Below are 24747 nucleotides of genomic sequence, written 5' to 3'. Positions count from 1 at the left end.
CCATATGAACGCATTGTCTGTCTTCGTGCTTGCCGGCCTTGCGCTGTCGCCACTGATCGGCGCTCAGGCGCTGGAACTCAACGACAACTTCGTCCTCGCCATTACTCCCACCCTGGTCAGTGATTATCGCGCTAGCGGCATCTCGCAAACCCTCGGCGACCCTGCGGCGCAACTGGCGATCACCCTCAACCACTCCAGCGGCTTGTATGCCGGTATCTGGACCTCGAATGTCGACTTTGGCGATGACTGTAGTACGCGTCAGGAGCTCGAATACTATGGCGGCTATTTCTGGCAAATTGCCGACAACATCAGCCTCGACACCTTCTACACAAAGTACGAGTACCCCCGTGCAAGCCAGTACAACCAGAGCGACATCCAGTCCACCCTTGATGTTTATGGCGTCTTGCTCGGTGGCAAATACGTCAACAATATGAAAGGCCCTGACTACGTGGATGAAGATGGCAATTTCCAGAAGGGCAAAAAAGACGAAGACGTTTCTTCGGTGTTTATCGGCTACCACACCGTGCTGCCCGCGGAAATCGGCCTGCAAGCGCGCTTTGAGTACGTTGACTACAAGGACGACGTATTCTTCAGCGCCAATGGCAACAGCCGGCCCGACTACCACGATTGGGAAATCAAACTGAGTCGTGACTTTGTCGGCATTACCTGGGGCCTGAGTTACATCGATACTGATCTTTCGAAAAGCGAATGCCTGAGCTTTACCGGTTACGACGACTTGTGCGGCGCAACCCTGGTGGCCAGCGTCGGCAAGACGTTCTGAAGTCCTGTGGAGTGGGGGCGGCTGAACGCCTCATGACCAAGCCTGAAATGGGAGTGCCCCTTGGAGGAAGTCGCTGTGACGCCTGCCGATAGATTCAGGTCTTCATGGGTGATTCGCAATGGCGGTAACCAGATCTTTGACCCCCATGGATCACGTGCCAAAGAAAGAAACCGGCGGGAGCACCACCATCTGGAAGCATTAGTTTCCAGGTCTGGGAGTCTTTAGTTCGGAGAACTCAAGAGATCAACTGCATGGAATGCAGGGACACAATGATCTTCTGCCTATGGGGCATGTCGATCATTCATATCATTTAAAAGCCTCGCATAAACACCATAACCGGTGTCCTGGATTACTTGACCAGATCATGCTTGTTCCCTTGCGCAGTTCACAAGATGTGTTCATGAACGCTGAGCACACCACCGACGATCAGGTTTCAATACATTCCTTGCAATCTTGACTAAAGTTTCAAGTGTCGGCGGCCGTAAAACCGTCGCCGTGATCGTCCAAGAGATCCCGGCCATGTACCGGGTAACTCCACCTGATCAGGAGTGCACGATGGACCTCAACCGTCGTCAGTTCTTCAAGGTCGCCGCCATCGGCCTAGGAGGCTCGAGCCTGGCCGCGCTGGGCATGGCCCCGGCACCCGCCTTCGCCGAGCAAGTGCGCCACTTCAAACTGGCCCATACCCATGAAACCCGCAACACCTGCCCCTACTGCTCAGTGGGTTGCGGCTTGATCATGTACAGCCAGGGCGATACGGCCAAGAACGTCGCCCAGAGCATCATCCACATCGAAGGCGACGCCGACCACCCGGTTAACCGCGGCACCCTGTGCCCCAAAGGCGCGGGCCTGCTGGACTTCATCCATAGCCCCAGCCGCCTGCAATACCCGCAGGTGCGCAAGCCGGGCAGCAACGAGTGGACACGGGTGTCCTGGGATGACGCACTGGATCGCATCGCCGATCTGATGAAGGCCGACCGTGACGCCAACTTCATCGAGAAGAACGCCAAGGGCCAGACGGTCAATCGTTGGCTGACGGTGGGTTTTCTCGCTGCCTCCGCGTCCTCCAACGAGGCCGGTTACATGACCCACAAGGTCGTTCGCAGTCTGGGCATGCTGGGGTTCGATAACCAGGCACGTGTCTGACATGGCCCGACGGTGGCAAGTCTTGCCCCAACGTATGGCCGTGGCGCGATGACCAATCACTGGACTGATATCGCCAACGCGAATCTGGTCCTGGTCATGGGCGGTAATGCCGCCGAAGCCCACCCTTGTGGCTTTAAATGGGTGACTGAAGCCAAAGCGCACAACCAGGCGCGACTGATCGTGATCGACCCACGCTTCACCCGTACCGCCTCGGTGGCCGACTATTACGCACCGATTCGCACCGGCACCGACATCGCCTTCATGGGCGGTCTGATCAACTATTTGCTCACTGAAAACAAAATCCAGCACGAGTACGTGCACGCCTATACGGACGTGTCGTTCATCGTCAAGGAAGGCTTTGGTTTCGAGGACGGGCTGTTTACCGGCTACGATGCGACCAAGCGCACTTACAGCGACAAGTCGAGCTGGGGCTATGAAATCGGCGAGGACGGTTTTGCCAAAGTCGATCCGTCCCTGCTGCACCCGCGCTGCGTCTACCAGCTGATGAAGCAGCACTACAGCCGCTACACCCTGGAACTGACCAGTCAGATCTGCGGCATGCCGCAAGATGCGATGAAAAAAATCTGGGAAGAGATCGCCACCTGCTCGCAACCGGGCAAGACCATGACGATCCTCTACGCCCTGGGCTGGACCCAGCATTCGATCGGCTCGCAGATGATCCGCAGCGCAGCCATGGTGCAGCTGCTGCTGGGCAACGTCGGCATGCCGGGCGGGGGCGTCAATGCCCTGCGCGGGCACTCCAACATCCAGGGCCTGACCGACCTCGGGTTGCTGTCGAACCTGCTGCCCGGTTACCTGACACTGCCGGGCGATGCCGAACAGGACTACGACACCTACATTGCCAAGCGTGCGCTCAAGCCGTTGCGGCCCGGGCAGTTGTCCTACTGGCAGAACTACGGCAAGTTCCACGTCAGCCTGATGAAAGCCTGGTACGGGGCCAACGCCACCGCCGACAACCACTGGGGCTACGACTGGCTGCCCAAGCTCGACATTCCCGGCTACGACATATTGAAAGTGTTCGACATGATGGGCAAAGGGCAGGTCAACGGCTACGTCTGCCAGGGCTTCAATCCCATCGCCGCCTTGCCCGACAAGAACCGTGTGATGGTCGCGCTGGCCAAACTCAAGTGGCTGGTGGTGATGGACCCGCTGACCACCGAAACCTCGGAATTCTGGCGCAATGTCGGGCCTTACAACGATGTCGAAACAGCCAGCATTCAGACCGAAGTCATCCGCCTGCCAACCACCTGTTTTGCCGAAGAGGACGGCTCGCTGGTCAACAGCGGTCGCTGGCTGCAATGGCACTGGAAGGGAGCCGAGGGCCCGGGACAGTCACGCACCGACGTAAAAATCATGAGCGACCTGTTCATACGATTGCGTCAACGCTACCAGGCCAACGGCGGTGCCTTCGCCGAGCCGATACTCAAGCTCAGCTGGCCCTACAAGGTGCCCGACTCGCCGACGCCGGAAGAGATTGCCAAGGAGTTCAACGGCTACGCCATTGCCGACGTCACCGACGCCACGGGGACGACGGTCAAGGCCGGGCAGCAGCTGTCCGGTTTCGCCCAGCTCAAGGACGACGGCAGTACGGCGTCCGGCTGCTGGATCTTCTGCGGCAGCTGGACCGAGCAGGGCAACCAGATGGCCCGCCGCGATAACAGCGATCCCTACGGTATGAAGCAGAACCTGGGTTGGGCCTGGGCCTGGCCGATGAACCGGCGCATTCTCTACAACCGTGCCTCGGCTGACCTGCAGGGCAAGCCCTGGGATCCGAAGAAGCGCCTGGTGTGGTGGAACGGCAAGGTCTGGAGCGGCACCGACGTGCCCGACTACAAGGCCGACGTGGCGCCGGAAGCGGGGATGAACCCCTTCATCATGAACCCCGAAGGGGTGGCGCGGTTCTTTGCCGTCGACAAGATGAACGAAGGGCCGTTCCCGGAGCATTACGAACCGTTCGAGACGCCCATTGGCATCAACCCGCTGCACCCCAACAACAAAAAGGCGACCAGCAACCCGGCCGGGCGCATCTTCGATTCCGTCTGGGAGTCGCTCGGGACGGCGAAGGACTTCCCCTATGCCGCCACGAGCTACCGGCTGACCGAGCACTTCCACTTCTGGACCAAGCATTGCCCGATCAATGCCGTGACCCAGCCCGAGCAATTCGTCGAGATCGGCGAAGTGCTGGCCAAGGAGAAGGGCATTGCCGCCGGCGACCGGGTGCGGGTCAGTTCCAAACGCGGGCATATCGAGGCAGTGGCGGTGGTGACCAAGCGGATCCGTCCGCTGCAGGTCAACAACCAGACCGTGCACCAGATCGGCATTCCATTGCACTGGGGTTTCACCGGAGCGACCCGGCATGGCTATCTGACCAACACCCTGGTGCCGTTCCTCGGTGACGGCAATACCCAGACCCCGGAATCCAAGTCATTCCTGGTCAACCTGGAGAAAATATAAATGGCCAGTCAAGACATCATTGCCCGTTCGGCTACCACCACCACGCCGCCCTCGGTTCGACAGCAGGAGGAAGTGGCCAAGCTGATCGATACCACCAAGTGCATCGGTTGCAAGGCGTGCCAGGTCGCCTGTTCGGAATGGAATGAATTGCGCCACGAGGTCGGCCACACCCACGGGACTTACGACAATCCCCAGGACCTGGCCGCCGAGACCTGGACACTGATGCGCTTCACTGAGTACGAAAACCCTCAGGGCAATCTGGAATGGTTGATCCGCAAGGACGGCTGCATGCACTGCGCCGAACCTGGCTGCCTGGCGGCTTGCCCCAGCCCGGGGGCGATCATCAAGCACGCCAACGGCATTGTCGACTTCGACCAGGACCATTGCATTGGTTGCGGCTATTGCATCACCGGCTGTCCGTTCGACATTCCGCGTATTTCGCAGAAGGACCACAAGGCCTACAAGTGCACGCTGTGCTCGGACCGGGTGGCAGTCGGTCTGGAGCCAGCCTGCGTCAAGACCTGCCCGACCGGCGCCATCGTGTTCGGCAGCAAGGAGGACATGAAAGAGCATGCCGCCGAGCGCATCGTTGACCTCAAGTCACGAGGCTTCGACAACGCGGGTCTGTACGATCCGGCGGGAGTGGGTGGCACCCACGTGATGTACGTGCTGCACCACGCCGACCAGCCATCGCTGTACGCCGGCCTGCCGAATCAGCCGGTCATCAGCCCGTTGGTAGGACTGTGGAAGGGCGTGAGCAAGCCATTGGCGTTACTGGCCATGGGGGCCGCGGTGCTGGCCGGATTCTTCCATTACGTACGCATCGGCCCGCAGCGGGTCGAGGAAGACGAGCACCCGGCCGGCAAGGACGACAGCGTGCACGAGGTCGACCCGGCCGTGCATGTCTATGACCCGAACAAACCTGGACCGCAGGACGGCAGACGACCATGAAAGACAAAACGATCCTGCGCTATAACGCCAACGAACGCACCAACCACTGGCTGGTGGCGATACTGTTCGTCATGGCGGCCCTGTCGGGGTTGGCACTGTTCCATCCAGCGCTGTTCTGGCTCAGCCAACTGTTCGGTGGGGGCCCCTGGACGCGCATCCTGCACCCGTTCATGGGCGTGCTGATGTTCGTGTTTTTCCTGGGGCTGGTGATTCGCTTCTGGCGGGCTAATATTTTTATCGCCAACGACCGCCTGTGGCTCAAACGGATTGACCGGGTGATGCGTAACGAAGAGCAGGGCGTACCGCCGATTGGCAAATACAATCCCGGTCAGAAGCTACTGTTCTGGGTCCTGCTGGCTTGCATGCTGGTGCTACTGTTTAGCGGGCTGGTGATCTGGCGGGCCTATTTCAGCCAGTACTTCGGTATCACCTCCATTCGCCTGGCAGCCCTGCTGCATGCCCTGGCGGCGTTCGTGCTGGTGCTGAGCATCATCGCGCATATTTACGCCGCCATCTGGATCAAAGGCTCGGTCAGCGCGATGGTGCATGGCTGGGTCAGCCGCGCCTGGGCGAAGAAACACCATGAGCTCTGGTACCGTGAGGTGACCCGCGACGAGACGCCGGACAGCCAGATAACCAAAAAGGGATGACGCCTTGAGCCTGATACTGGAGCCCGGACAGATCGAAGCGTCGGCGAGCACGCCGCCGTTCCTGCGCCTGCCACCGCACAACCTGTTCACTTTGCGTGCTGTGCGCCTGGAACAATTGGCCAACGGGCATCCACTGGCCGACTACCTGCGGCTGGTCGCCGGTCTGTGCCACCTTCAGCAGGGCCTGTTGGACGAGCCGCCGGTGTCGACGGCACTGGACCCTGAGCGCCTGATGGTGTGCCAGCAACATGGCATGCCGCCGCTGGCCGCCGACAGTCTGGTGCGCGAGGACGGCTGGCTGGCGTACCTGGATACCTTGCTGCGGCGTTACCAGGCACCGCCGCAGCCCACGGTGCAACAGGCCGTGGCGACCTTGCGCAGCGCCCGTGTCTCGCAACGCAAAGTCTGGGCGATTGCCTTGCTCAGCGGCCAATATGCAGGGCTGCCGGCGGCGCTGGTGCCGTTTCTCGGCGCTGCCTTGCAGGCGGCCTGGAGCCACTGGCTGCTAAGCATGCAGGCTGGCGAGCTGAAGCCTTGCGCCAGCCTGGGCCAATGCCCGGCCTGCGGCTCGCCGGCCATGGCCGGGGTGATCCACCAGCGGGGCAAGTACAACGGGCTGCGCTACCTGGTGTGTTCGCTGTGCGCCTGCGAATGGCATGTGGTGCGGGTCAAGTGCGTTTACTGCGAACAGAGCAAGGGGCTCAAATACGTCAGCCTCGATGATGACCGCCACACGGCCAGCCAGGCGCCACTGCGGGCTGAAATCTGTCCCGGCTGCAACAGCTACCTGAAACTGCTCTACCTGGAAAATGACGCCGACGCCGAAGCCCTCTCGGCGGACCTGAGCAGTCTGGCGCTGGACATGCGCCTGGACCTGGAAGGTTACCAACGCCTGGCGCCGAACCTGATGCTGGCGCCTGGCGGCGATTGATCACAGCCACCATTTGACTCAACGTTAGCGCTTGCCTTACGAGGAGCAAGACGGCATCTACACTCAAGGCCTGTACAGACTGTGGGAATTGCTATGTTGTCTGCCAAGCCCCCATTGCATCTGCCCTCCATCGACAGCCTGCTGCGCAGCCCTGCCTGCCAGCCACTGGCCGAACGTTATGGCCGCGACGCCTTGCTCGCCACTCTGCGGCAATTGCTCGATGACGTGCGTGAACCGGTCCGGCTTGGCCAACTCGACGCCGTTGAATTCACCGACCAGGTATTAGCGGGCAGGGCAGGCGAGCGCCTGGCAACCCAACACAGCAGCCGGGTGCGGCGGGTGTTCAACCTCACCGGCACGGTGCTGCACACCAACCTGGGGCGGGCGCTATTGCCGCAGGAAGCCATCGAGGCCGTGCAACTGGCTGCCCGCTATCCGCTCAATCTGGAGTTGGACCTGCAAAGCGGCAAGCGCGGCGACCGCGACGACTTGATCGAAAGTCTGCTCCGAGAGCTGACCGGCGCCGAGGCGGTGACGGTGGTTAACAACAACGCCGCTGCCGTGTTGCTGGCGCTCAACAGCCTGAGCGCGCGCAAAGAGGGCATCATCTCCCGCGGCGAACTGATCGAAATCGGCGGCGCATTTCGCATTCCCGACATCATGGCCCGGGCCGGGGTCAGGCTGCATGAAGTCGGCACCACCAACCGCACCCATGCCCACGACTATGAGGCTGCCATCGGCCCGCGCAGCGGTCTGTTGATGCGCGTGCACACCAGCAATTACAGCATCCAGGGCTTCACCGCCCAGGTGCCGACCGCCGAACTGGCACAACTGGCTCACCGGCATGGCCTGCCACTGCTCGAAGACCTGGGCAGCGGTAGCCTGTTGGACCTGACCCGCTGGGGCTTGCCCGCCGAACCCACGGTGCGCCAAGCCTTGGTCGATGGGGCCGATATCGTCACCTTCAGCGGTGACAAGTTGCTGGGTGGTCCCCAGGCCGGGTTGATCGTAGGCCGCAAGGACCTGATCGCGCGGATCAAGAAAAACCCGCTCAAGCGTGCCTTGCGGGTCGACAAACTGACCCTGGCGGCCCTCGAAGCGGTGTTGGGTCTGTACCGCGACCCCGACCGACTGGCCGAACGCTTGCCCAGCCTGCGCCTGCTGACCCGCCCGCAAGCCGATATCCTCGCCCAGGCCGAACGCCTGCGCCCGCTGTTGGCACGCGTGCTGGGCGACGGCTGGGGGGTGGCCGCTCTGCCGGCGCTGGGCATGATCGGTAGCGGCAGCCAACCGGTGGCACGGTTGCCAAGCGCCGCCCTGTGCCTGCGCCCGAATGTGCCCAAACGGCTGCGCGGACATCAGCTGCATGGCCTGGAGGTGGCCTTGCGGGCCTTGCCCATTCCGGTGCTCGGCCGCATCGACGACGATGCCCTGTGGCTGGACCTGCGCCAACTGGACGACGAGGCGGCCTGGCTCGCCCAACTGGACCAGCTACAAGGGGAGGGCGAGGCAAAGTGATCGTCGGCACCGCAGGACACATCGACCACGGCAAGACCGCCTTGCTCAAGGCCCTGACCGGCCAGGCCGGCGACCGCCGCCGGGAAGAGCGCGAGCGCGGCATCACCATCGATCTGGGCTATCTCTATGCCGCGCTGGAACCGGGGGCGAGCCTGACCGGCTTTATCGACGTACCCGGCCATGAGCGCTTCATCCACAACATGCTCGCTGGCGCCCAGGGCATCGACCTGGTGCTGCTGGTGGTGGCTGCCGATGACGGGGTGATGCCCCAGACCTGCGAGCATCTGGCGATTGTCGAGCTGTTGGGCATCCCCAAGGCGCTGGTGGCGATCAGCAAATGCGACCGGGTCGAGCCGGCCCGGGTGCAGGCGGTACAAGCCCAGGTTGCGGCATTGCTGGCGCCCGGGCCTTATTGCGGCGCTCCGCAGTTCGTGGTGTCGAGCCTGACCGGGGAGGGCATCGAGGCCCTGCGTCAGGCGTTGCTGGCCGCCCAGCGCGAGGTCCGGCAGCGTAGTGCCTGCGGCGGTTTCCGCCTGGCCATCGACCGCGCCTTCAGCGTAGCCGGGGCCGGTATTGTGGTGACCGGCACCGCCCTCGCCGGGCAAGTGCGGGTGGGCGACACGCTGCTGCTGGGCCAGGCCGGCAAGCCTGTGCGGGTGCGTGGCTTGCATGCGCAAAACCAGGCCACCGTCCAGGCCTGGGCCGGGCAGCGGGTGGCGTTGAACCTGAGCGCCGAACGCCTGGCCCTGGAGCAGATCCACCGTGGCGACTGGTTGCTGGCCGAGTGGCTGCATGCACCCACTCAACGCCTGGACATCGAGATGCAGTTGCTGGGCAGCGAACCACGCGCCTTCGAACATTTCAGCCCGGTACACGTGCATCTGGGCACTCAGGACGTCACCGCCCGGGTCGCCCTGCTCGAGGGCACCCGCTTGGCACCGGGTGCGCGGATGTTCGCGCAACTGTTGGTGAACGCGCCGCTGCAGGCAGTGCATGGCGACCGCCTGGTCCTGCGCGACCAGAGTGCCCGGCGTACCCTCGGCGGCGGCCGCGTGCTTGACCCGTTCGCACCGGCCCGCCAACGCCGCGGTCCGGCACGGTTGGCGCAGCTACAGGCCCTGGCCGCAACCGAGAGTCTGGAGCAGGTATTGCCTGCGCTGCTGGCCAACAGTGACACAGGGCTTGACCCGCAGCGCCTGGAGCGGCAGTTCAATCGCCTGCGCAGCACCTGGCAGTTGCCCGCGGATGTCTGCGTCATTGCCACGCGCCAAGGCCCGTTGTTGTTCAGTACTGTCCGTTGGCAGGCCCTGAAAGCTCCGCTGCTGGAGCAACTGGCGCGCTTTCATCAACTTGAACCGGACCAACTGGGACCGGACCGGGATCGCTTGCGCCGGTTCGTGGCCACGCCGCTGGACCGACCGACATTCATCAGCCTGCTCGACGAACTGCTGGCCAGCGGCGCCATTGCAGCCAGCGGGCCATGGCTGCACTTACCCGAACACCAGGTGCGCCTGAGCGAAGAAGACGAGGCCATGTGGCAAAAGTTGCAGCCGCTGGTGGAACAGGCTGGCTTCGATCCACCCTGGGTACGCGACCTGGCCAGCGCCATCGGCCGTGACGAAGCGGCCGTACGTTTGCTGTTGCGCAAGATGGCGAGATCAGGGCAGGTGCACCAGGTCGTGCGTGACCTGTTTTACGCTGATGCTACGGTGCGCCGATTGGCGGCTATGCTCTTGAAACTGGCCGCCGATAACCCGGCGATTCAGGCTGCGGCGTTTCGCGATACCGCAGGTATCGGCCGCAAGCGCAGTATCCAGATTCTCGAGTTCTTCGACCGTATAGGCTTGACCCGACGGCTCGGCGACCAGCGCCACATTCGCCCGGACAATGCATTGGCGCAAAGAACCGAGGGCTGATTTCCAGGAAGGCAATCGCGCCCGGTGGCGCGGCCGGGCTTCAAACCCGGTTGGGGACGGCAGCCGTTCCCGGGCAGGTTCGACTCCCGCTGCCTTCCGCCATACTGATTCAATGAGGCAATCCCCGTCGCACCTCCAACGCGAGGAGATAAAGATGGAACGCAAGAGAGAGCACAACACCTACCAACGTCTCAAACAGCAGTACCCGGATTACTTTGGCGCTGTGCAGGCCTTGGGTGCCGCTGTGCGGCATGCCGGCCCGCTGGACGAGACGGTCGTCCAGTTGATCCAGCTCAGTGCCGCGGCGGCCATCCGCTCTGAGGGCGCAGTGCACAGTCATGTCAGGCGGGCACTGGAAGCCGGCGCTACGACTGAGCAGATCCATCACACACTGATCTCACTGACGAGCACGATCGGTTTCCCGACCGTCGTGGCGGCCATGAGCTGGGCGGACGATGTGATCGGGAGCGCAGGCAAGGCTGTCCCCGAGTAATACGAGTCGAGGGCCCATTAGATAACAGCCAGGTCGGCCGCTTGAGTGGAGGGACAATAGCCGCACTCACTTGCGCTTGTGCTTCTGACCCAGGCTGCAGATTAGCGATTGCCCTCACCTTGTGAGGGCAGCTGTGTACGCTGCGCCTTCTGCGGGCCAGACTCAAACGTGCTGCGTTCAGGCACTCACTGCGTACCGAACATTGCCGTCCAGTAGATCCCCGCATCACTCTTCGGATCAACCGCATAGGCGGCACCCAGCTCGCGAAACTCCGGGTTCATCAGGTTGGCGCAGTGACCGGGGCTGGCCAGCCAGCCATCTACCACCCTGCGCACGGTGTCCTGCCCGGCGGCGATGTTCTCGCCGATCTGCCGACCGAGGTAGCCCGCCAGTTCAGCCCGGTCACCTGGCGTGTGGCCATCGCGGTCTTTGTGGTCGAAGAAGTTGTTATTGGCCATGGCCCGGGTATGGGTCTGGGCCGCTGTCGCCAGCATGGCGTTCCAGGCCAGCGGCGTCGTGGCGGCAAAGGATTGGGCGCCGCAATGGCGCGGCTGCGTGCGGGCGGTGTTGATCATTGCGAGTAGCTTCTGTCCCTCCGCTTGCCAGTCGCCCAAGCGTGCGGCCAACAGCGGACGCGCCAGCACGATGCGCCACTGACCTCCCTCGCGGCTCACGCCGATATCGATGAATTGCGGGTTCAGCACAACCTGGCAGAAGCTTTCCTGCACCGCCTTCATGGCCGACTGCGCATCACGCGGCCCGGACAAGCTGATCGCCTGCACGCTGACCATCGGATAAGCCGCATTCGCCAGCGCCTGCTGCAGGTTCCCGATACTACTGGCGGACAGGACCAGACGCGGATCGGCCGCTAGCGGTGGCAGCTCCGAAGACGCCTGGCCCCCACAGCGCTGCACCTGGCTGCGATAGGCGTTGATCGACTCGACCAGCTGAGTCTCTTCGCTCGCCACCGCCGTGGCGGCGAACACCAGTCCCAGAGACAACGCGGCAAGATGCATAACGGATGACAGGACGTGCATGTAAGTCTCCCTTGAGCTGACTGCGCCCATGATGCGCGATTTCATTTCACACAGCGCCATGTTTAGCGAACAGCGTAAGTGCAATGTGCTGTCAGTCTGATGGAATGATTTGATGACTATAGTGTGTAAAACCAACAGGCTCAGTCAGCAGGTTCGACCATGCGCCTCCCATGCATGGCAACCTGCTTTGTAATCGTCTTTCTCCAGGGCCAAGGAATACATCAAGGCCACCGAGACCGGAAAGTTTCTTTTCTATAAGCCTCATGGCGGTACAGCACGATAGGAGCGTGTGCTCTTGACAAAGACCGGTTGGGGGAAAATATACGTGTCGCCTTTTGTTTTCTGCGTCATGAGACGTCTTCAGGGAGCGATGGGCGTGCCACCAGCGCGCGACTTCCAGCCGCGATGGCGAGCGCAGCGGCGATCAGCGCAAGCGCGACTGCGAAGGTGATCTGCATACCGGAGGCAACGGCCTCGGGGGATGCCGTCGTGAAGTCGGTCGTCGCCGATGCGAACACGAACACCGCACCTATAACGGATGCACCGGTGATCAGTCCAAGATTGCGCGACAGGCTGAGCATGCCGGAAATGACGCCACGCTGGTCCGGGTGGACATCCATCATCACGGCAGTGTTGTTAGCGGCCTGGAATAGCTGATAACCGGGGGTCAAGACGACGATGGCAGCAATGTAGCCGGCAATGCCGAACATCGCCGCAAGCACGGATAGAGCCAATGAGCCGGCCGCCATTGCGATGAGTCCAGCGATGACTGTGTTTGGCGCGCCCAAACGGTCGACAATACGACCAGCCGGGACACCGCTCAGTGCGGAGATGATTGGGCCAATCGACATAACGACGCCAACCAGAGCCAGGTTGAGCCCGAGTGCACGAGAGAGGTAGAACGGCCCGACCACCAGCGTCGCCATCATCACCGTCGAGACGAGCGCGCTCATCGCCAGGCTCGCGCTCAGCACGGGATCGCGGATCATCGCCAATCGGATCAAGGGGGATGCGACTCTCGCCTCGGCGAACACGAAGAGGCCGGCTCCGAAGACAGCAGCCAGCAGCAGAGCGATGTTGAGCGCACCGAAACTGCCGCGCCCCATGGTCATGGCGAGTGCATAGGCCGCGAGCGTCAGCGCCAGCAGCAGGGTGCCTACAGGGTCAAAATCGGCACGATCGGTCCTTGGTCTCTGGCGATCGGCAGGCAGGGAGCGATGCGCGAGAACAAAAGTCAGGATGCCCAGCGGTACGTTGATGAGGAAGAGGGCCCGCCAGTCGAGTCCGGCGATCAGAACGCCGCCAAGCGACGGGCCGAGAGCGGTGCCAATTGCCGACATAGTCCCCAGTAGCCCCATGGCGCTACCGGTCTTTGCCTTCGCAACCGTCTCACCGATAAACGCCATGGTCAGGGCCATCATGATGGCTGCTCCGAGGCCCTGTGCCGCCCGGGCGGCAATCAGCAGCCAGAGCATGGGCGCAAAGCCACACAGGGCCGAGGCCACCGTGAACACAAAGATGCCGGCCAGTAGCAGCCGGCGGCGGCCGATGATGTCACCGAGCCGTCCGACGCTGACGATCGAGGTAGTGATGGCGAGCAGATAAGCGAGGACGATCCACTGGACCTCCTGAAAGGAGGCGTTGAACGCCTGAGCCAACGTCGGCAAGCCCACATTGGCGATGCTGGTGCCGAGCGAGGACAGCAACATCGATAGCGACAGGCTGGCAAGCGCCCACCGAACCGAAGGTGTCCGTTGCACACTTCCAGCGACTGTCTCATCTCGGTTTGCAATGATTGGCTTCAACATGAACTCCTTTTTCTGGCAACTCCCGAAACGGAGCTGTCAGAAGCGTAATCCTTTGCCTGATATGGCGGAAGGCGCACCATTTGCACTTTATTCATGCGTTTAACGCCATATCACAATCACGCCGTGCTATGGTCGATGCATGTCGACACCTGATCTCAACTTGCTTGTCACCCTTGATGTGCTGCTCGCAGAAGGCAGCGTTGCGCGCGCAGCGCAGCGGTTGCGGCTCAGCCCGTCGGCGATGAGTCGGGCACTGGCGCGATTGCGTGAAACAACGGGCGATCCGCTATTGGTCAGGGCCGGACGCGGTCTGGTTCCCACACCCCGAGCGCTCGAACTGCGCGAGCGGGTCAGTCAGCTGGTGCAGGACGCAGAAGCGGTTCTACGCCCTGCGCAGATGCTCAACCTCAAACAGCTGGTCCGAACGTTCACGCTGCGCACCAGTGACGGCTTTGTGGAGAACTTCGGACCGGACCTCATTGCGCGCGTCGGCGAGCAAGCGCCCGGCGTGCGGCTGTGCTTCGTGCAGAAGCCAAACAAAGACAGCGCGCCACTTCGCGACGGGGCCGTCGATCTGGAAACCGGCGTTGTGGGGAAGACGACTCCTGCGCAGATGTTTACCCAGGCATTGTTCCGAGACCGTTTCATTGGCGTCGTGCGAATGGGGCACTCGCTGAGCCAGGGCGAGATCACTCCCTCCCGTTATGCGGCCGGTGGGCACATCTGCGTCTCGCGACGGGGTCTGGACAGGGGACCGATTGATATCGATGAAGCCTTGACTCCATTGGGGCTGCAAAGGGAGATCGTCACGATCGTCGGTGGCTTTTCGTCTGCACTGGCGCTCGCCCGGGCCACCGACCTGATCGCCAGTGTTCCCGAACGACATACCGCAAATCTGCGGGTCGGAATGCACAGTTTTTCTCTTCCGTTTTCCTTGCCGACGTTCACCGTCTCATTGCTCTGGCATCCACGGCTGGATGCCGATCCAGCGCATCGCTGGTTGCGCGGATGCATTCGGGAGGTTTGTGCGCAGCAGCGCAGGATAGCCTGTCCGTAGGAGCACGGCTTGCCGGCGATGGGGCCTTTGAGATTGCCATCGCGAGCAAGCTCGGCTCCTACGAAAAGCCATGCTCGTCAGGACGTGATGCAACGTAGCCCAGGATTGACGCATAGCCTGTCTGTAGGAGCACGGCTTGCCGGCGATGGGGCCCTTGAGATTGCCATCGCGAGCGAGCTCGGCTCCTACGAAAAGCCATGCTCGTCAGGACGTGATGCAACGTAGCCCTGGCCTGGCCCGCTGATCAAGCCTGGGTCTTGGGTTACTTATGAATTGATCTCATGTGATGCTCATCGGCATCGGTCAGGGCTGCACCCTCAGTCCTGCTCATCGGCAAGAACGGTGTGCAGGTGGCCACCGGCCGTGCGGCTTCCTCGCGCAGACATTGCAGCTCGATGCGATGTACGTATGCCACTAATGACCGGCAGCTCGCTCATCTTGAATGAGGAGCGCTTGGGCCAGTTCTTCGTCGCTTGCCTTGAGGCCTGGATGATCGTGTCGAATCTGCATCAACACCGACTCCAGATAGGCGCCGCGAATGGCGCCTCCACTCGCGACGAAGCTGGAGAGGTCATCGCGGGCGGGAACCACGATCTTGTCGTCTTTCAACGTCGAGTACAGCGACACGGAAAGCCCTGCCGAAGTGGCAATTTCGTCCGCATCCACATGGTGTCTGTGGGCCATGGCCGAACCAACGGGCAGACAAAGCGTTAGCAAGGGTATGAGGAATATGCGGCGCATAATGTGTCCTCCGAAAGCATGAATCCTGAATGACCTACCACATACTTTATGATGCATGGTACCCACCAGGAGTTCCCTGTCGGTACCGCATCCCGGCGCAGAGGTCGAGGCTTGGGCGATTTATGCCAATACGCTATCTGCTCCCCGAAAGCGCCCATCGGTCGAAAGCGGCCTGACGAAGGTGAAGGGAGCGCATGGCCGATAGCGATTCTCAGCCAGGTCAATAAGAGTAAGCATCAACAACTCGCTTCACCGTTTTGAGTGCTACTTGAAGGGCATCCAGCTCTAGAGATCCGAGCGCGAGCCTGATTGCGTGAGGAATATGGGCAGAAGTCGAAAAGGGCTCCGCAGTCGAAACCGAAACGTGCTCGTGCATTAGCGCCATCGCTACCTGGTCAGCTCGAACCTCTTCACCTAAAGGAAGCCAGAGAAAATAGGAGGAGGGGTGGCCTATGTACTTCAGGTCGGCCAACGTGGCTTTGGCCATGGACTGTCGATTCGCAGCATCCTGGCGCTTTTCGCCTTCCAGGCGACTGACAGTACCATCGTCGAGCCAGTTACAAGCGATTGAAGTCATCACGCCAGGCGTGTTCCAGATGGTAACTCTGATGGTTCTCTCGATAGCGGGTATCCAGCGCGAGGGTGCCGCGACAAATCCGACGCGCAGCCCGGTGGCGACACTTTTGGACAAGCCCGACACGTACACGGTTCTTTCCGGCGCAAGCGCGGCCAAGGGTGCAGGTGCGTCCTCGGCGAGGAACGCATAGGCGGCGTCCTCAATGATAAGCAAGTCGTGCTCGCGGGCGATGGTCACCAGGCGTTGCCGCCAATGCTCGCTGGCTACCCATCCCAGTGGATTGTGCAGGGTGGGCATGCTGTACACGGCGCGTACCCTTCTGCTCTTGCACAGCCGAGCCAAGGCATCCAGATCAGGTTCGTGGCCCGCAGCAGGGATGGGAGCCAATTCCAGGCGCTGGGTCTCGGCAAGGACTTTGAAACCGGGATAGGTCAAGGCGTCCGTCGCGACGATATCACCCGGGCGAAGCAGCCCCATGACTGTCGCCGCCAACCCGTGTTGGGCCCCGCTGACGATCAGTACGTGTTCCTCGCCGATGTTCAAACCTCTGCCTTGCAGATGCCGGGCGACTGACGCGCGCTCATGCTGGCGTCCCCCATGGGGTTGATAACGGAGCAAGGCTTCCAGATCGCCCGAAGACGCCAGTTGGCGCAAGGCGCCACGCAGCAGTTCTGCCTGGCCCGGTAGAGAGGGATAGTTGAAGTTAAGGTCCAGAATTCCCGAAGCGACGGCATGCTGGTCGATGCCTAACCCTGGTGGTAATGAGGTCTCCCGGACAAAAGTACCTCTGCCGGTTTCGCCGCTGACCAAACCCATTGCCTCAAGCTCCGCGTAGACACGTGTAGCGGTGGCCAATGCCAGACCTTCGTTTGTCGCAAGCTCTCGGTGCGTAGGCAGACGCGTGCCAGGTGATAGACGTCCTGCGCGAATGTCGGCGGCGAACGCGTCCACCAACGATTTATAGCGGGAACGAGCCATGGAGATGTATCCATTACAATTATTTGATTGTGCTAATTGTTCGCCATAGCCTGCATCTGCACAACCGCCTCCTTCAGGCGGATGCCAAGCCACATTTGCGGGAAGACCAAGCCATGCATATCGCTATCGTGACCTTCGAAGGTTTCAACGAACTCGACTCCCTCATCGCGCTTGGCGTTCTTAACCGTGTCAAGAAGCCGGGATGGCGGGTATCGATTGCCAGTCCAACGCCCCGTGTTCGCTCGATGAATGGGCTCGTGATCGAATCCCAGGCAACGCTGCGCGAGGCCAGCGAAGCCGATGCGGTCCTTGTCGGGAGCGGCATGCAGACTCGCGAAGTCGTCGCTGACACCGCCCTTATGGCGCAGTTGCAGCTTGATCCCTCGAGGCAGCTCCTGGGTGCGCAATGCTCGGGCACATTGGTGTTAGCAAAGCTTGGCTTGCTGGAGGGTGTACCGGCATGCACGGACTTGACGACGAAACCGTGGGTTCAGGCGGCTGGCATCGATGTCCTTAACCAGGCGTTCTTCGCCAAAGGCAATATCGCCACAGCCGGCGGATGCCTCGCCTCGCCTTATCTGGCGGCCTGGATCATTGCCCGTCTGGAAGGCGTCGAAGCGGCAGAGAGCGCACTTCACTACGTCGCGCCGGTAGGGGAAAAAGAAGAGTACGTTCAGCGCGGGATGCGCAATATCGCGCTGTATCTGCACGAGGGGCGGGTTCCTGTGTAAACAGACTTCCAGATGTGGAAAACGAATGAGCATTCGTGTGTTTCAAGGCACCACGCACCAGCAACTGAATGCTGCGCGGTTGCCTCCAACCGCCCTTGGGATCAAAACAGCCATTTCCTGACGGATGAGAACATGCTCGACCTTGCTGGCGTCCCCTTGTCCACCAACTCTTCAATAGCGCTGGTGGCCAACAGAGTGCGCTCCCTGAGGGCGCTCAGCCGGGAATGGAGCTCCTTCTTCAGGCGTTTCTGCTCGCTGGGAGGACAAAGCTGAATGAGCTGGCTAGCCATGAAAAAATTGAGTTCCATCTGCTGATCCAGCGCTTCACTGACTTGCTTGACTGCTTCGATCATTCTGAGTCCATTTCATACAAGGCTACCCTTGTAACCACGTCTGTTTTCTATCGAGCCAGCCTGCCGGACCTTTCGAATTGCAACCTGACATTTCGTAACGCTACGTAGAGAACCGGTAGGCAGGGCGTTATCTGGTTTATGTGCAGGCCACGCTATAGATAGCCAACATAGTGTCCATTGAGGTGGACACTATGTTGGGGTTTTGCCGAGGTTTACATTCAAGCGAGCGCCAGCTGAATGACTTTGTAAATCACCATGCCCATTGCCACCATCAGGTAGCCGCGCAACACCCCCATCCAGAGGCGGTTGCGTTGCGACAGTACCACCGGCTTCAGTTGTGCGAGTGGTGGCATCCGCCATGCGTGCATCATTTGTTGGGTGAACGTGACGGTGCTGTCGGGCAGCGCCTCTTTGTCGACTTCTTTGCGGGCGTGCAACACATTCACCGCAATGGCGATGATGAGCCCCAGCAAACCACCGCCAATGAGGATGTCAGCGATGGTTTCACCGGACATGTCCGGGAAAGCCACCGAAGCAGTCAATACGACCGACAGCAGCACCAGCACCGCGACAATGACGGCAGTCATTACGTTGGTGAAGCGATTGTTTGCCCAGGGGCCCAGCACTTCCTTGTCGTTGCACAGCAGCAACAGGAACACGGTGGCACTGGGCAGCAGTACCCCAGCCAGCGTCTGTACCGCGTTGGTCAGCAGGCCGAGCGGCACACCTGGAATCAACACCAGCGCCGCAGCCAGCGTAATCAGGCCGCAGAACATCATGTAAAAACCCTTTGCATCGCCTGGTTTACGGTGCAGCGAGTGTTTCAGGTTCAGTACATCGCCCAGCGCGTAGGCGGTCGACAGTGACACCGCCATTGCACCGATGATGCTGGCGTCGATCAGTGCGATCGCAAACAGTATCCCTGGCAGGCGCCCGTGGTATTTGGCGATGCCCGTTGCGATGGCGCCCGCATCGGTGAACTGGCCGAACTCTGGGTGACCGGCAAAAATTTGCGCAGTGAAGGCGATCATTGCCACCGCACCTATCACCACCAGCGCAATGCCCAGCCATAGATCAGCGCGTTCGTACTTGATGAAACGCGGGGTGATGCGTTTGTCGATCACGTAGCTTTGCTGGAAGAACAGCTGCCAGGGCGCCACAGTGGTGCCAACGATGCCGATGATCAGCAGAAACACTTCTGACAGCTTGCCTTCAGCAGGCAGTAGCGGGATAAAAAAATCGTGAGCCACTTGCGCCATTGGTGGATGGATCATCACGAAGATCGGTACCAGGAGCAGGCTGCCAACCACCAATATCAACGAAAAGCGTTCGAAGCGCCGGAAGTCGCCGGTACAGGCTGCGAGCATGATGAACACCGCTGCCAGGCACACCCCGGCTACCTTGGGCACACCGAGGAAGCCCATCCCGAGGCTGATGCCGATGAACTCCGTGACAATGGTCAGCGCGTTGAGGATGAACAGATCGATCGCACTGAACGCACCCCAGAATTTGCCGAAGCGTTCTATGATCAGCCGGGCGTGGCCGACACCGGTCACGACGCCCAGACGCAGCACCATTTCCTGGTTTACGTACAGCACTGGGACCAACAGCGCCATTGTCCACAGCAGCATGGTCCCGTAGTTCTGGCCGGCCTGGCCATAAGTGCTGAACGCACCGGCGTCATTGTCACCCACCATCACGATCAACCCGGGGCCCAGGATGGCCAGAAGCGTTTTGAAGCGATGCCACCAACCATTGCGAGGGGCGATGTCGTCATAACGGATGGTGCCGAGTGCTCCGCGGATGTCTCCGACGTGGGCACTGTCAAGAACGGCAGTTTCAATCTTCAGGTTGGACATAGCGAAATCTCTCCAAAAGCGTAACGCTCGATGCCGCTTTCGACTCCCGCCGGATAGGTGCGTACCCGCAGAGGTCAGGGGCGCGAAGAGGTCACTCGGAGAGAATTGCGCGAAAGGTGGGGGAGATCAGCCAGTGAAGGTTGTGCTACTACCCGCTAGACGCCGCCATTTCAGTCAGAGTGACCGGACTACTTTTACTGGGGTCCATAAACGGTCTCTCCTTCATGCTTTGGGCGGCGGCGCAGCTTCAAATATTGAGCCGGACTTTGATTGCTTTCAGGTGGCATGACGTCCTCCTTTCCATACCTGGCGGTATGATCACGTTAAAACCACCGCTGCTGCACACAGGCAGGCAAACGATGGGTGCAGAAACCTGCGACCGCAGCGAACGCAAGACGCACGCGACAATCACGGAGCGCACAGAAAAATCTGCTTGCCCGGGTTTCAAGTTTTGGTTACGCGAAGGAGTTTGATACTGATGCGCGCAACGTCCTGCACTTGACAGAACGTTGGCTAAGGGAATCTAGCGGAGGTCGTGCCAAGCTTGTACGGAGAATTTCTCCGATTGACTACAATAGCTGTCCAAAGTAATACGGCCTCAGGTGTAACTATATGTAAATCTTAGGTGTGCCCCGTTAAAAGTCAACCCGGATACCGGCTGCTGGCACAGCACAACGAACTGGCGGCAGATGCCAAAAGCGGTGTTTTTACATACTCGGGGGCGTAAAGCGTTCAGTCATTACACCTGCCGTCGGTCGGTTCTATCGGGTCTTCGTGGCAGCCCTGTCGATTTGGCCCCCAGCGGATCGACTATCCAGCAGATCGACCCGTAACCGATGGCGCGATCCGCCCAAGGTAGATTGCGCCCATTCACACCACCCAGGCAGGAGATTGATCATGTCCTATGTTGATGGCTTTATCGCCGCAGTGCCCACCGCCAACCGCGAACAGTTCAAGCGGCATGCCGAATCCGCCGCGGCCATTTTCAAAAAGAACGGCGCGTTGAGCGTCGTCGAGTGCTGGGGGGACGATGTGCCCGACGGCAAGGTGACCTCTTTCCCGATGGCGGTGAAACTCAAGGAGGGCGAGACAGTGGTCTTCTCCTGGATCATCTGGCCCAACCGCCAAACACGTGACGCCGGAATGGAGAAGTTCATGGCCGATGCCCAAACCAACCCGGACCTCAACCCGATGCCCTTTGATGGTCAACGAATGATCTTCGGCGGCTTCGAGATGATCGTTAACGCGTAGGGTTCGCAGCGCGATCTTGCTCCCACGCTCAATGTGGGGGCGAGATCGAGGCGAAGGAGGGCGGGGATCATTCCGGCGCAGACGTGATACGGCAGCTCTTGCGGTTACGGATCTCGTTATCCGAAGGCCGCTCTTTCACGAACTCAAACCGCGGCTCGCCCTCGCTGTACGTGACCAGCCATCCCCACTCCAGCTCAGACTCATCCTGACCAGGTTTCGGAGGCGCAGCCCACCATGGCTCTTTGTTGACGATCTGGCGCATACCCCCTCCAGTTGAATGGAATCAACTCAACTATAACGCGCCTGGGTGGGGGTGCCAGGATCGCGTGTTGCTATTGGCGCAATTTCGTGTTTGGGCCACCGTTACTTTTATCCTCAACAAGGCCAGTGCGGAAGGTGGGCAGCGCTACGGAGTTCACGAAGCGTACGCCGTCCCAGCTTGGCAAGGGCGTTGGCATCAACTGGAACTGACCAGGAAATTCGACATCCCAACGCAGCAACATGGAGGTGTCCTCGTGCTGGGTGTTGTGGCAGTGCTCCATGTAGGTGCCGGCGAACTCGCGGAAGTGCAGCGCCACCTGGAGATTAACGGAGCTGTCGACGCCTTCTCCGATGCGGTAGATGTCCTTGCGTGCCCATTTCTCCCATTCCGGCGGTTCCTTGCCATCGCGGTTGAGAATGATCCCCTCTTCGAAATGTACATGCACCGGGTGGCTCCAGCCGTTGCCGCCATTCTCGATCTTCCACACTTCGAGGGTGCCATCGCCGCTGAAACCGGCAGGCGTCGGGCCTTGAGCCAATTGGGGGGCCGCGCTGATACGGCGAGGGTCCATGTTAAAGCCCATGCCACCGTCGGTCTTGATGGTCCAGGGCGCCAAGTCAGTGCCAGAGGACCGCCCGAAGCTAAAGAGGCGATGCCGCGCCGCGTTGAGTCTGGCCTGGTCGGCCGGGTTGTCGCGGTCGATGGTCAACGGGATCATTTTCCTCCCGGCCGGCTTGCCGGGCTTGGCCGGTTCAAAGTCCGCCGGGTTCATGCTCACGTCCTGGCCGGCGTAGGGCTGGACGAGCAACTGGAAGAATTTGACGACTGCGGGATCGCCGTTGTCCCATTTGGGCCCGTTGCTGGTTTGCTTGATCACCGCTTTATATTTTTCGGACAGCACGTCAGCCAGCGGGATTGCGTTCTTCTCGGGCCGCTTGCCGTCTTTGTGCTCCAACAGGTTGACGAAATAAATTTTGTCTCCCGGTTTGATTCCGTTCTTGGCGAAGTCGACGATGATGTCATAGCGTTCGCCAATGCCCTGAACCGGCAAGATGGCGTTGTTGTCCTGCAGGTCGCCATCGCCGTTCAGGTCCAGAGTGCCGTCGAAGGGCACGGAATGCTCCATGACGTTGCCGTCGTTGGCAATCATGTGGAACGGCACTCTGGCGAAGGACACTCCGGAGCCCACCGGCCCGGGGAACTCGCCGCCATTGCCGTTGATCTCACGCACCACGGCAAACTTGAAGAAACGCGACACCGAGGCGTTGAGTATGCGAAAGCGATAACTGCGCGCCCGTACCTTGAGAAAGGGCTGGTACTGCCAGTTGACCAGCATTTGGTCACCCAGAAAACCGTCGGTATTGAACGGGTTGAACCACAATTGGCCGGTTTCGTCCCAGGCCTTGTCGGCGATCAGCAGATTGACATCGTAGTCGCGGTTGCCCCAGGGCAGTGCCGAGCCACTGGGAAAACGCAGGTTGACGCCGTCCTCGAACGCCTCGTTGCCGCGATCGACCGCGCTGTAGTAGTTCATCATCGCTCCATTGCCCTTGTAGGTATTTTGCGCGGTGAAATCGAGCATATGGTCGTGGAACCAGTGGGTGCTCATGGTTTCGCGCCAGTCGCCGCGCAGTTTGATACTGCCGTTTTCACAGGTCTTGAGACCGGGACTGGCATCGTTGACGAACAGCGTTTCGCCGGGTGAGCAGGGGAACGCCGCCCTCGGGTCTTGCGCCGTAGTATTGATCGTGTCGTAACCGGCCAGCTGCAGTGCCCAACGGTAGTCGTAGTACTGCCCGGGGAAAAAGAACGCATTGGCAAAGCCGTCGCTCTCGGCCGGGGAGTGGCCGTTGTGCTCGTGGGTAGTAATGGTGTGCAGGCCAAAGCCCGCGTTTGCCGCCGGATCGATCGGCAGGGCGTCGTAGTGGCGCATCAGCAATGCTTGCCCATTGCGGATCATCAGCAACTTGGGCGGCAGCGTGCCATCGAAGGTCCACAGCGACTTGTGATTCTGCACTGGCAATCTGGGGTGAAAGCGCACCTCGATACCGCGGGTCGTGCCCACTATCGTGGGGAAGTCGGAGGTTTGGTTGTAGAGCCCACCGGGACCGAATTCGCCCTTGGTGTAGCCGTGCAACTGTTTGTTGTCGCGCAAGCCCTGATTGGTTCGGGCGCCTGCTTGCACGGTCTTGAACTGGACCTGGGGAAAAAACTCATTGAAGCGTTGGTGCGACCAACCTTTTCCCGGTGGCCGCCCCTCGGCCGGCGAGTCTACCGGGCTGCGGTTGAGGAAGGCTTCGATTTGCGCCTTCCAGGGGTTGCGGTCCAGTACATTGGAAAACTGCGACGGGAACGGGGTCAAGCCAGGTTGGCGCAGAAAGGCCTCGAGCGCCGCACTCGAGGGGCCGCTGCGGGCGACACTGTCTGGATCCTGCTGCGGTTCCGGGCCCAGGGTAGGAACGGGGAACGTCAGTGTCTGCGGCGGGGTCGTCGGGTCGAGCTTTTCCGAGCCGAGCTCTTCGAACAGCAGCATTTGCTGAGTGAAGGGTTCGGCCCCGAACAGCGGGCTTGGCTTGCCATTGGTGGGAATATTGAACGACGTCTGCAGGTCCGGGGGAAGGACGTTTTCGGCGCGCGGGGTGGTTCTGTCGCCAAACACGCCGTTGGGCAGGGCGAGTGCACCCTGGTTGGCGGGTGGCGCGTCTTCCAGTGCTTCCAGCGCGGCCTTGGGGTCGGCGGGAGGATTGCTGAAGGCCGAGGGATCGGTCGGTGGCGGTGGACCGAAATCATCGAGCGGTGCAGCGCTGATAGCGACCAGGCTGAAGGTGATGACCATCGCTGACGCGACGACTGAATCCCGAAAGAGTTTGGGCGATGATTGCTGCGATGCATCGTATTTCATGGTGCGCCCCTCGCTGCATGCGGGCATGGCGATAGCCGCCATCTCCTCTTTGCAGCATTATCAAGGACAAAGGCAAAAGCCGAGCCAGGCACGAAAATCATAAAAAATCTATAATAATCAGCTGGTTGGCTTCAAGTCTTGCTATTGAAGGGGGGCAGCAAAGCCTTTGTTCAATGGGTGCAGGTCCCCACTCCCGGGGGAGTCCGATAGTCATTTCCCCAGGTTTTCGAGTGTGCTGCGTGGTGTATGCGTAGGTGCTAAAGCGACCGGCAGACGCCCCATTGCCCGATCTTTTGCGTAACTGATCGACTTTTTGTTGTTGCCCCTTGG

The 24747-nt window shown here is 60.6% G+C and carries 18 protein-coding genes, 1 tRNA gene and 1 pseudogene; 12 read left to right on the top strand and 8 right to left on the bottom strand.

Annotation, left to right across the window (positions count from 1 at the left end):
* The first annotated feature begins 4 nt into the window (after positions 1-4).
* The 9 genes from AC07O1_RS12205 to AC07O1_RS12165 all read left to right on the top strand — a co-directional run bounded on the left by AC07O1_RS12205 (position 5) and on the right by AC07O1_RS12165 (position 10861).
* Positions 5-781 carry a TorF family putative porin gene (locus tag AC07O1_RS12205; protein WP_495088938.1) on the top strand — a complete coding sequence of 259 codons (777 nt, stop codon included), beginning with the start codon at positions 5-7 and terminating at the stop codon, positions 779-781.
* A 555-nt stretch (positions 782-1336) separates the two neighbouring features.
* Entirely contained in the window at positions 1337-4402 is a 3066-nt protein-coding gene (gene fdnG, locus AC07O1_RS12200) for a formate dehydrogenase-N subunit alpha (protein ID WP_495088937.1), read from the top strand.
* Positions 4403-5353 carry a formate dehydrogenase subunit beta gene (gene fdxH / locus AC07O1_RS12195; protein WP_495088936.1) on the top strand — a complete coding sequence of 317 codons (951 nt, stop codon included), beginning with the start codon at positions 4403-4405 and terminating at the stop codon, positions 5351-5353.
* Positions 5350-6003, top strand: a complete 654-nt coding sequence (locus AC07O1_RS12190) for a formate dehydrogenase subunit gamma (RefSeq protein WP_495088935.1) — start codon at positions 5350-5352, stop codon at positions 6001-6003. The genes fdxH and AC07O1_RS12190 overlap by 4 nt, the downstream gene beginning before the upstream one ends.
* 4 nt (positions 6004-6007) lie before the next feature.
* The gene (fdhE, locus tag AC07O1_RS12185) at positions 6008-6934 is read left to right on the top strand and encodes a formate dehydrogenase accessory protein FdhE (RefSeq protein WP_495088934.1); all 927 of its coding nucleotides are present in this window, start codon (positions 6008-6010) and stop codon (positions 6932-6934) included.
* Between the two features lie 93 nt (positions 6935-7027).
* Positions 7028-8452, top strand: a complete 1425-nt coding sequence (gene selA, locus AC07O1_RS12180) for an L-seryl-tRNA(Sec) selenium transferase (RefSeq protein ID WP_495088933.1) — start codon at positions 7028-7030, stop codon at positions 8450-8452.
* A complete protein-coding gene (selB, locus tag AC07O1_RS12175) occupies positions 8449-10368 on the top strand; it encodes a selenocysteine-specific translation elongation factor (protein ID WP_495088932.1) in 1920 nt (639 codons plus the stop codon). The genes selA and selB overlap by 4 nt, the downstream gene beginning before the upstream one ends.
* 6 nt (positions 10369-10374) lie before the next feature.
* Positions 10375-10470, top strand: a tRNA-Sec gene (locus tag AC07O1_RS12170).
* Between the two features lie 52 nt (positions 10471-10522).
* On the top strand, positions 10523-10861 hold the full coding sequence (locus AC07O1_RS12165; RefSeq protein ID WP_494992829.1) for a carboxymuconolactone decarboxylase family protein: 339 nt from the start codon (positions 10523-10525) through the stop codon (positions 10859-10861).
* A 185-nt stretch (positions 10862-11046) separates the two neighbouring features.
* Here AC07O1_RS12165 and AC07O1_RS12160 read toward each other — a convergent pair whose 3' ends face one another.
* Entirely contained in the window at positions 11047-11898 is an 852-nt protein-coding gene (locus tag AC07O1_RS12160) for a CAP domain-containing protein (protein WP_495088931.1), read from the bottom strand.
* A gap of 347 nt (positions 11899-12245) precedes the next feature.
* On the bottom strand, positions 12246-13706 hold the full coding sequence (locus tag AC07O1_RS12155; RefSeq protein ID WP_495088930.1) for an MFS transporter: 1461 nt from the start codon (positions 13704-13706) through the stop codon (positions 12246-12248).
* Positions 13707-13845: 139 nt separating this feature from the next.
* Between AC07O1_RS12155 and AC07O1_RS12150 the strand changes: the two genes are divergently transcribed.
* The gene (locus AC07O1_RS12150; RefSeq protein WP_495088929.1) at positions 13846-14763 is read left to right on the top strand and encodes a LysR family transcriptional regulator; all 918 of its coding nucleotides are present in this window, start codon (positions 13846-13848) and stop codon (positions 14761-14763) included.
* A gap of 414 nt (positions 14764-15177) precedes the next feature.
* On the opposite strand, the gene AC07O1_RS12145 is transcribed toward AC07O1_RS12150, so the two are convergent.
* Both AC07O1_RS12145 and AC07O1_RS12140 read right to left on the bottom strand, forming a co-directional pair.
* A complete protein-coding gene (locus tag AC07O1_RS12145; protein WP_495088928.1) occupies positions 15178-15504 on the bottom strand; it encodes a DUF2388 domain-containing protein in 327 nt (108 codons plus the stop codon).
* A 220-nt stretch (positions 15505-15724) separates the two neighbouring features.
* Positions 15725-17059, bottom strand: coding sequence for an aminotransferase-like domain-containing protein (locus AC07O1_RS12140; RefSeq protein ID WP_495088927.1), 1335 nt, complete (start codon positions 17057-17059; stop codon positions 15725-15727).
* Between the two features lie 113 nt (positions 17060-17172).
* Between AC07O1_RS12140 and AC07O1_RS12135 the strand changes: the two genes are divergently transcribed.
* Positions 17173-17790, top strand: coding sequence for a DJ-1/PfpI family protein (locus AC07O1_RS12135; RefSeq protein ID WP_495088926.1), 618 nt, complete (start codon positions 17173-17175; stop codon positions 17788-17790).
* 101 nt (positions 17791-17891) lie between these two features.
* Here AC07O1_RS12135 and AC07O1_RS12130 read toward each other — a convergent pair whose 3' ends face one another.
* Both AC07O1_RS12130 and AC07O1_RS12125 read right to left on the bottom strand, forming a co-directional pair.
* Entirely contained in the window at positions 17892-18143 is a 252-nt protein-coding gene (locus AC07O1_RS12130) for a hypothetical protein (protein WP_495088925.1), read from the bottom strand.
* Positions 18144-18361: 218 nt separating this feature from the next.
* Positions 18362-20002, bottom strand: a complete 1641-nt coding sequence (locus AC07O1_RS12125) for an NRAMP family divalent metal transporter (protein WP_495023908.1) — start codon at positions 20000-20002, stop codon at positions 18362-18364.
* A gap of 897 nt (positions 20003-20899) precedes the next feature.
* On the opposite strand from AC07O1_RS12125, the gene AC07O1_RS12120 reads away from it, so the two are divergent.
* On the top strand, positions 20900-21253 hold the full coding sequence (locus AC07O1_RS12120; RefSeq protein ID WP_494992839.1) for a DUF1428 domain-containing protein: 354 nt from the start codon (positions 20900-20902) through the stop codon (positions 21251-21253).
* A gap of 67 nt (positions 21254-21320) precedes the next feature.
* On the opposite strand, the gene AC07O1_RS12115 is transcribed toward AC07O1_RS12120, so the two are convergent.
* Entirely contained in the window at positions 21321-21515 is a 195-nt protein-coding gene (locus AC07O1_RS12115) for a hypothetical protein (protein WP_494992840.1), read from the bottom strand.
* A gap of 82 nt (positions 21516-21597) precedes the next feature.
* Positions 21598-24417 (bottom strand): annotated as a pseudogene (locus AC07O1_RS12110) (multicopper oxidase domain-containing protein); the annotation flags it as partial.
* Positions 24418-24747 lie beyond the last annotated feature (330 nt).

It is taken from the genome of Pseudomonas sp. GW821-FHT07G10, from assembly GCF_059418545.1.
Note: the sequence above shows the minus strand (reverse complement) of the source record. Positions and strands in the feature narration are given on the sequence as shown.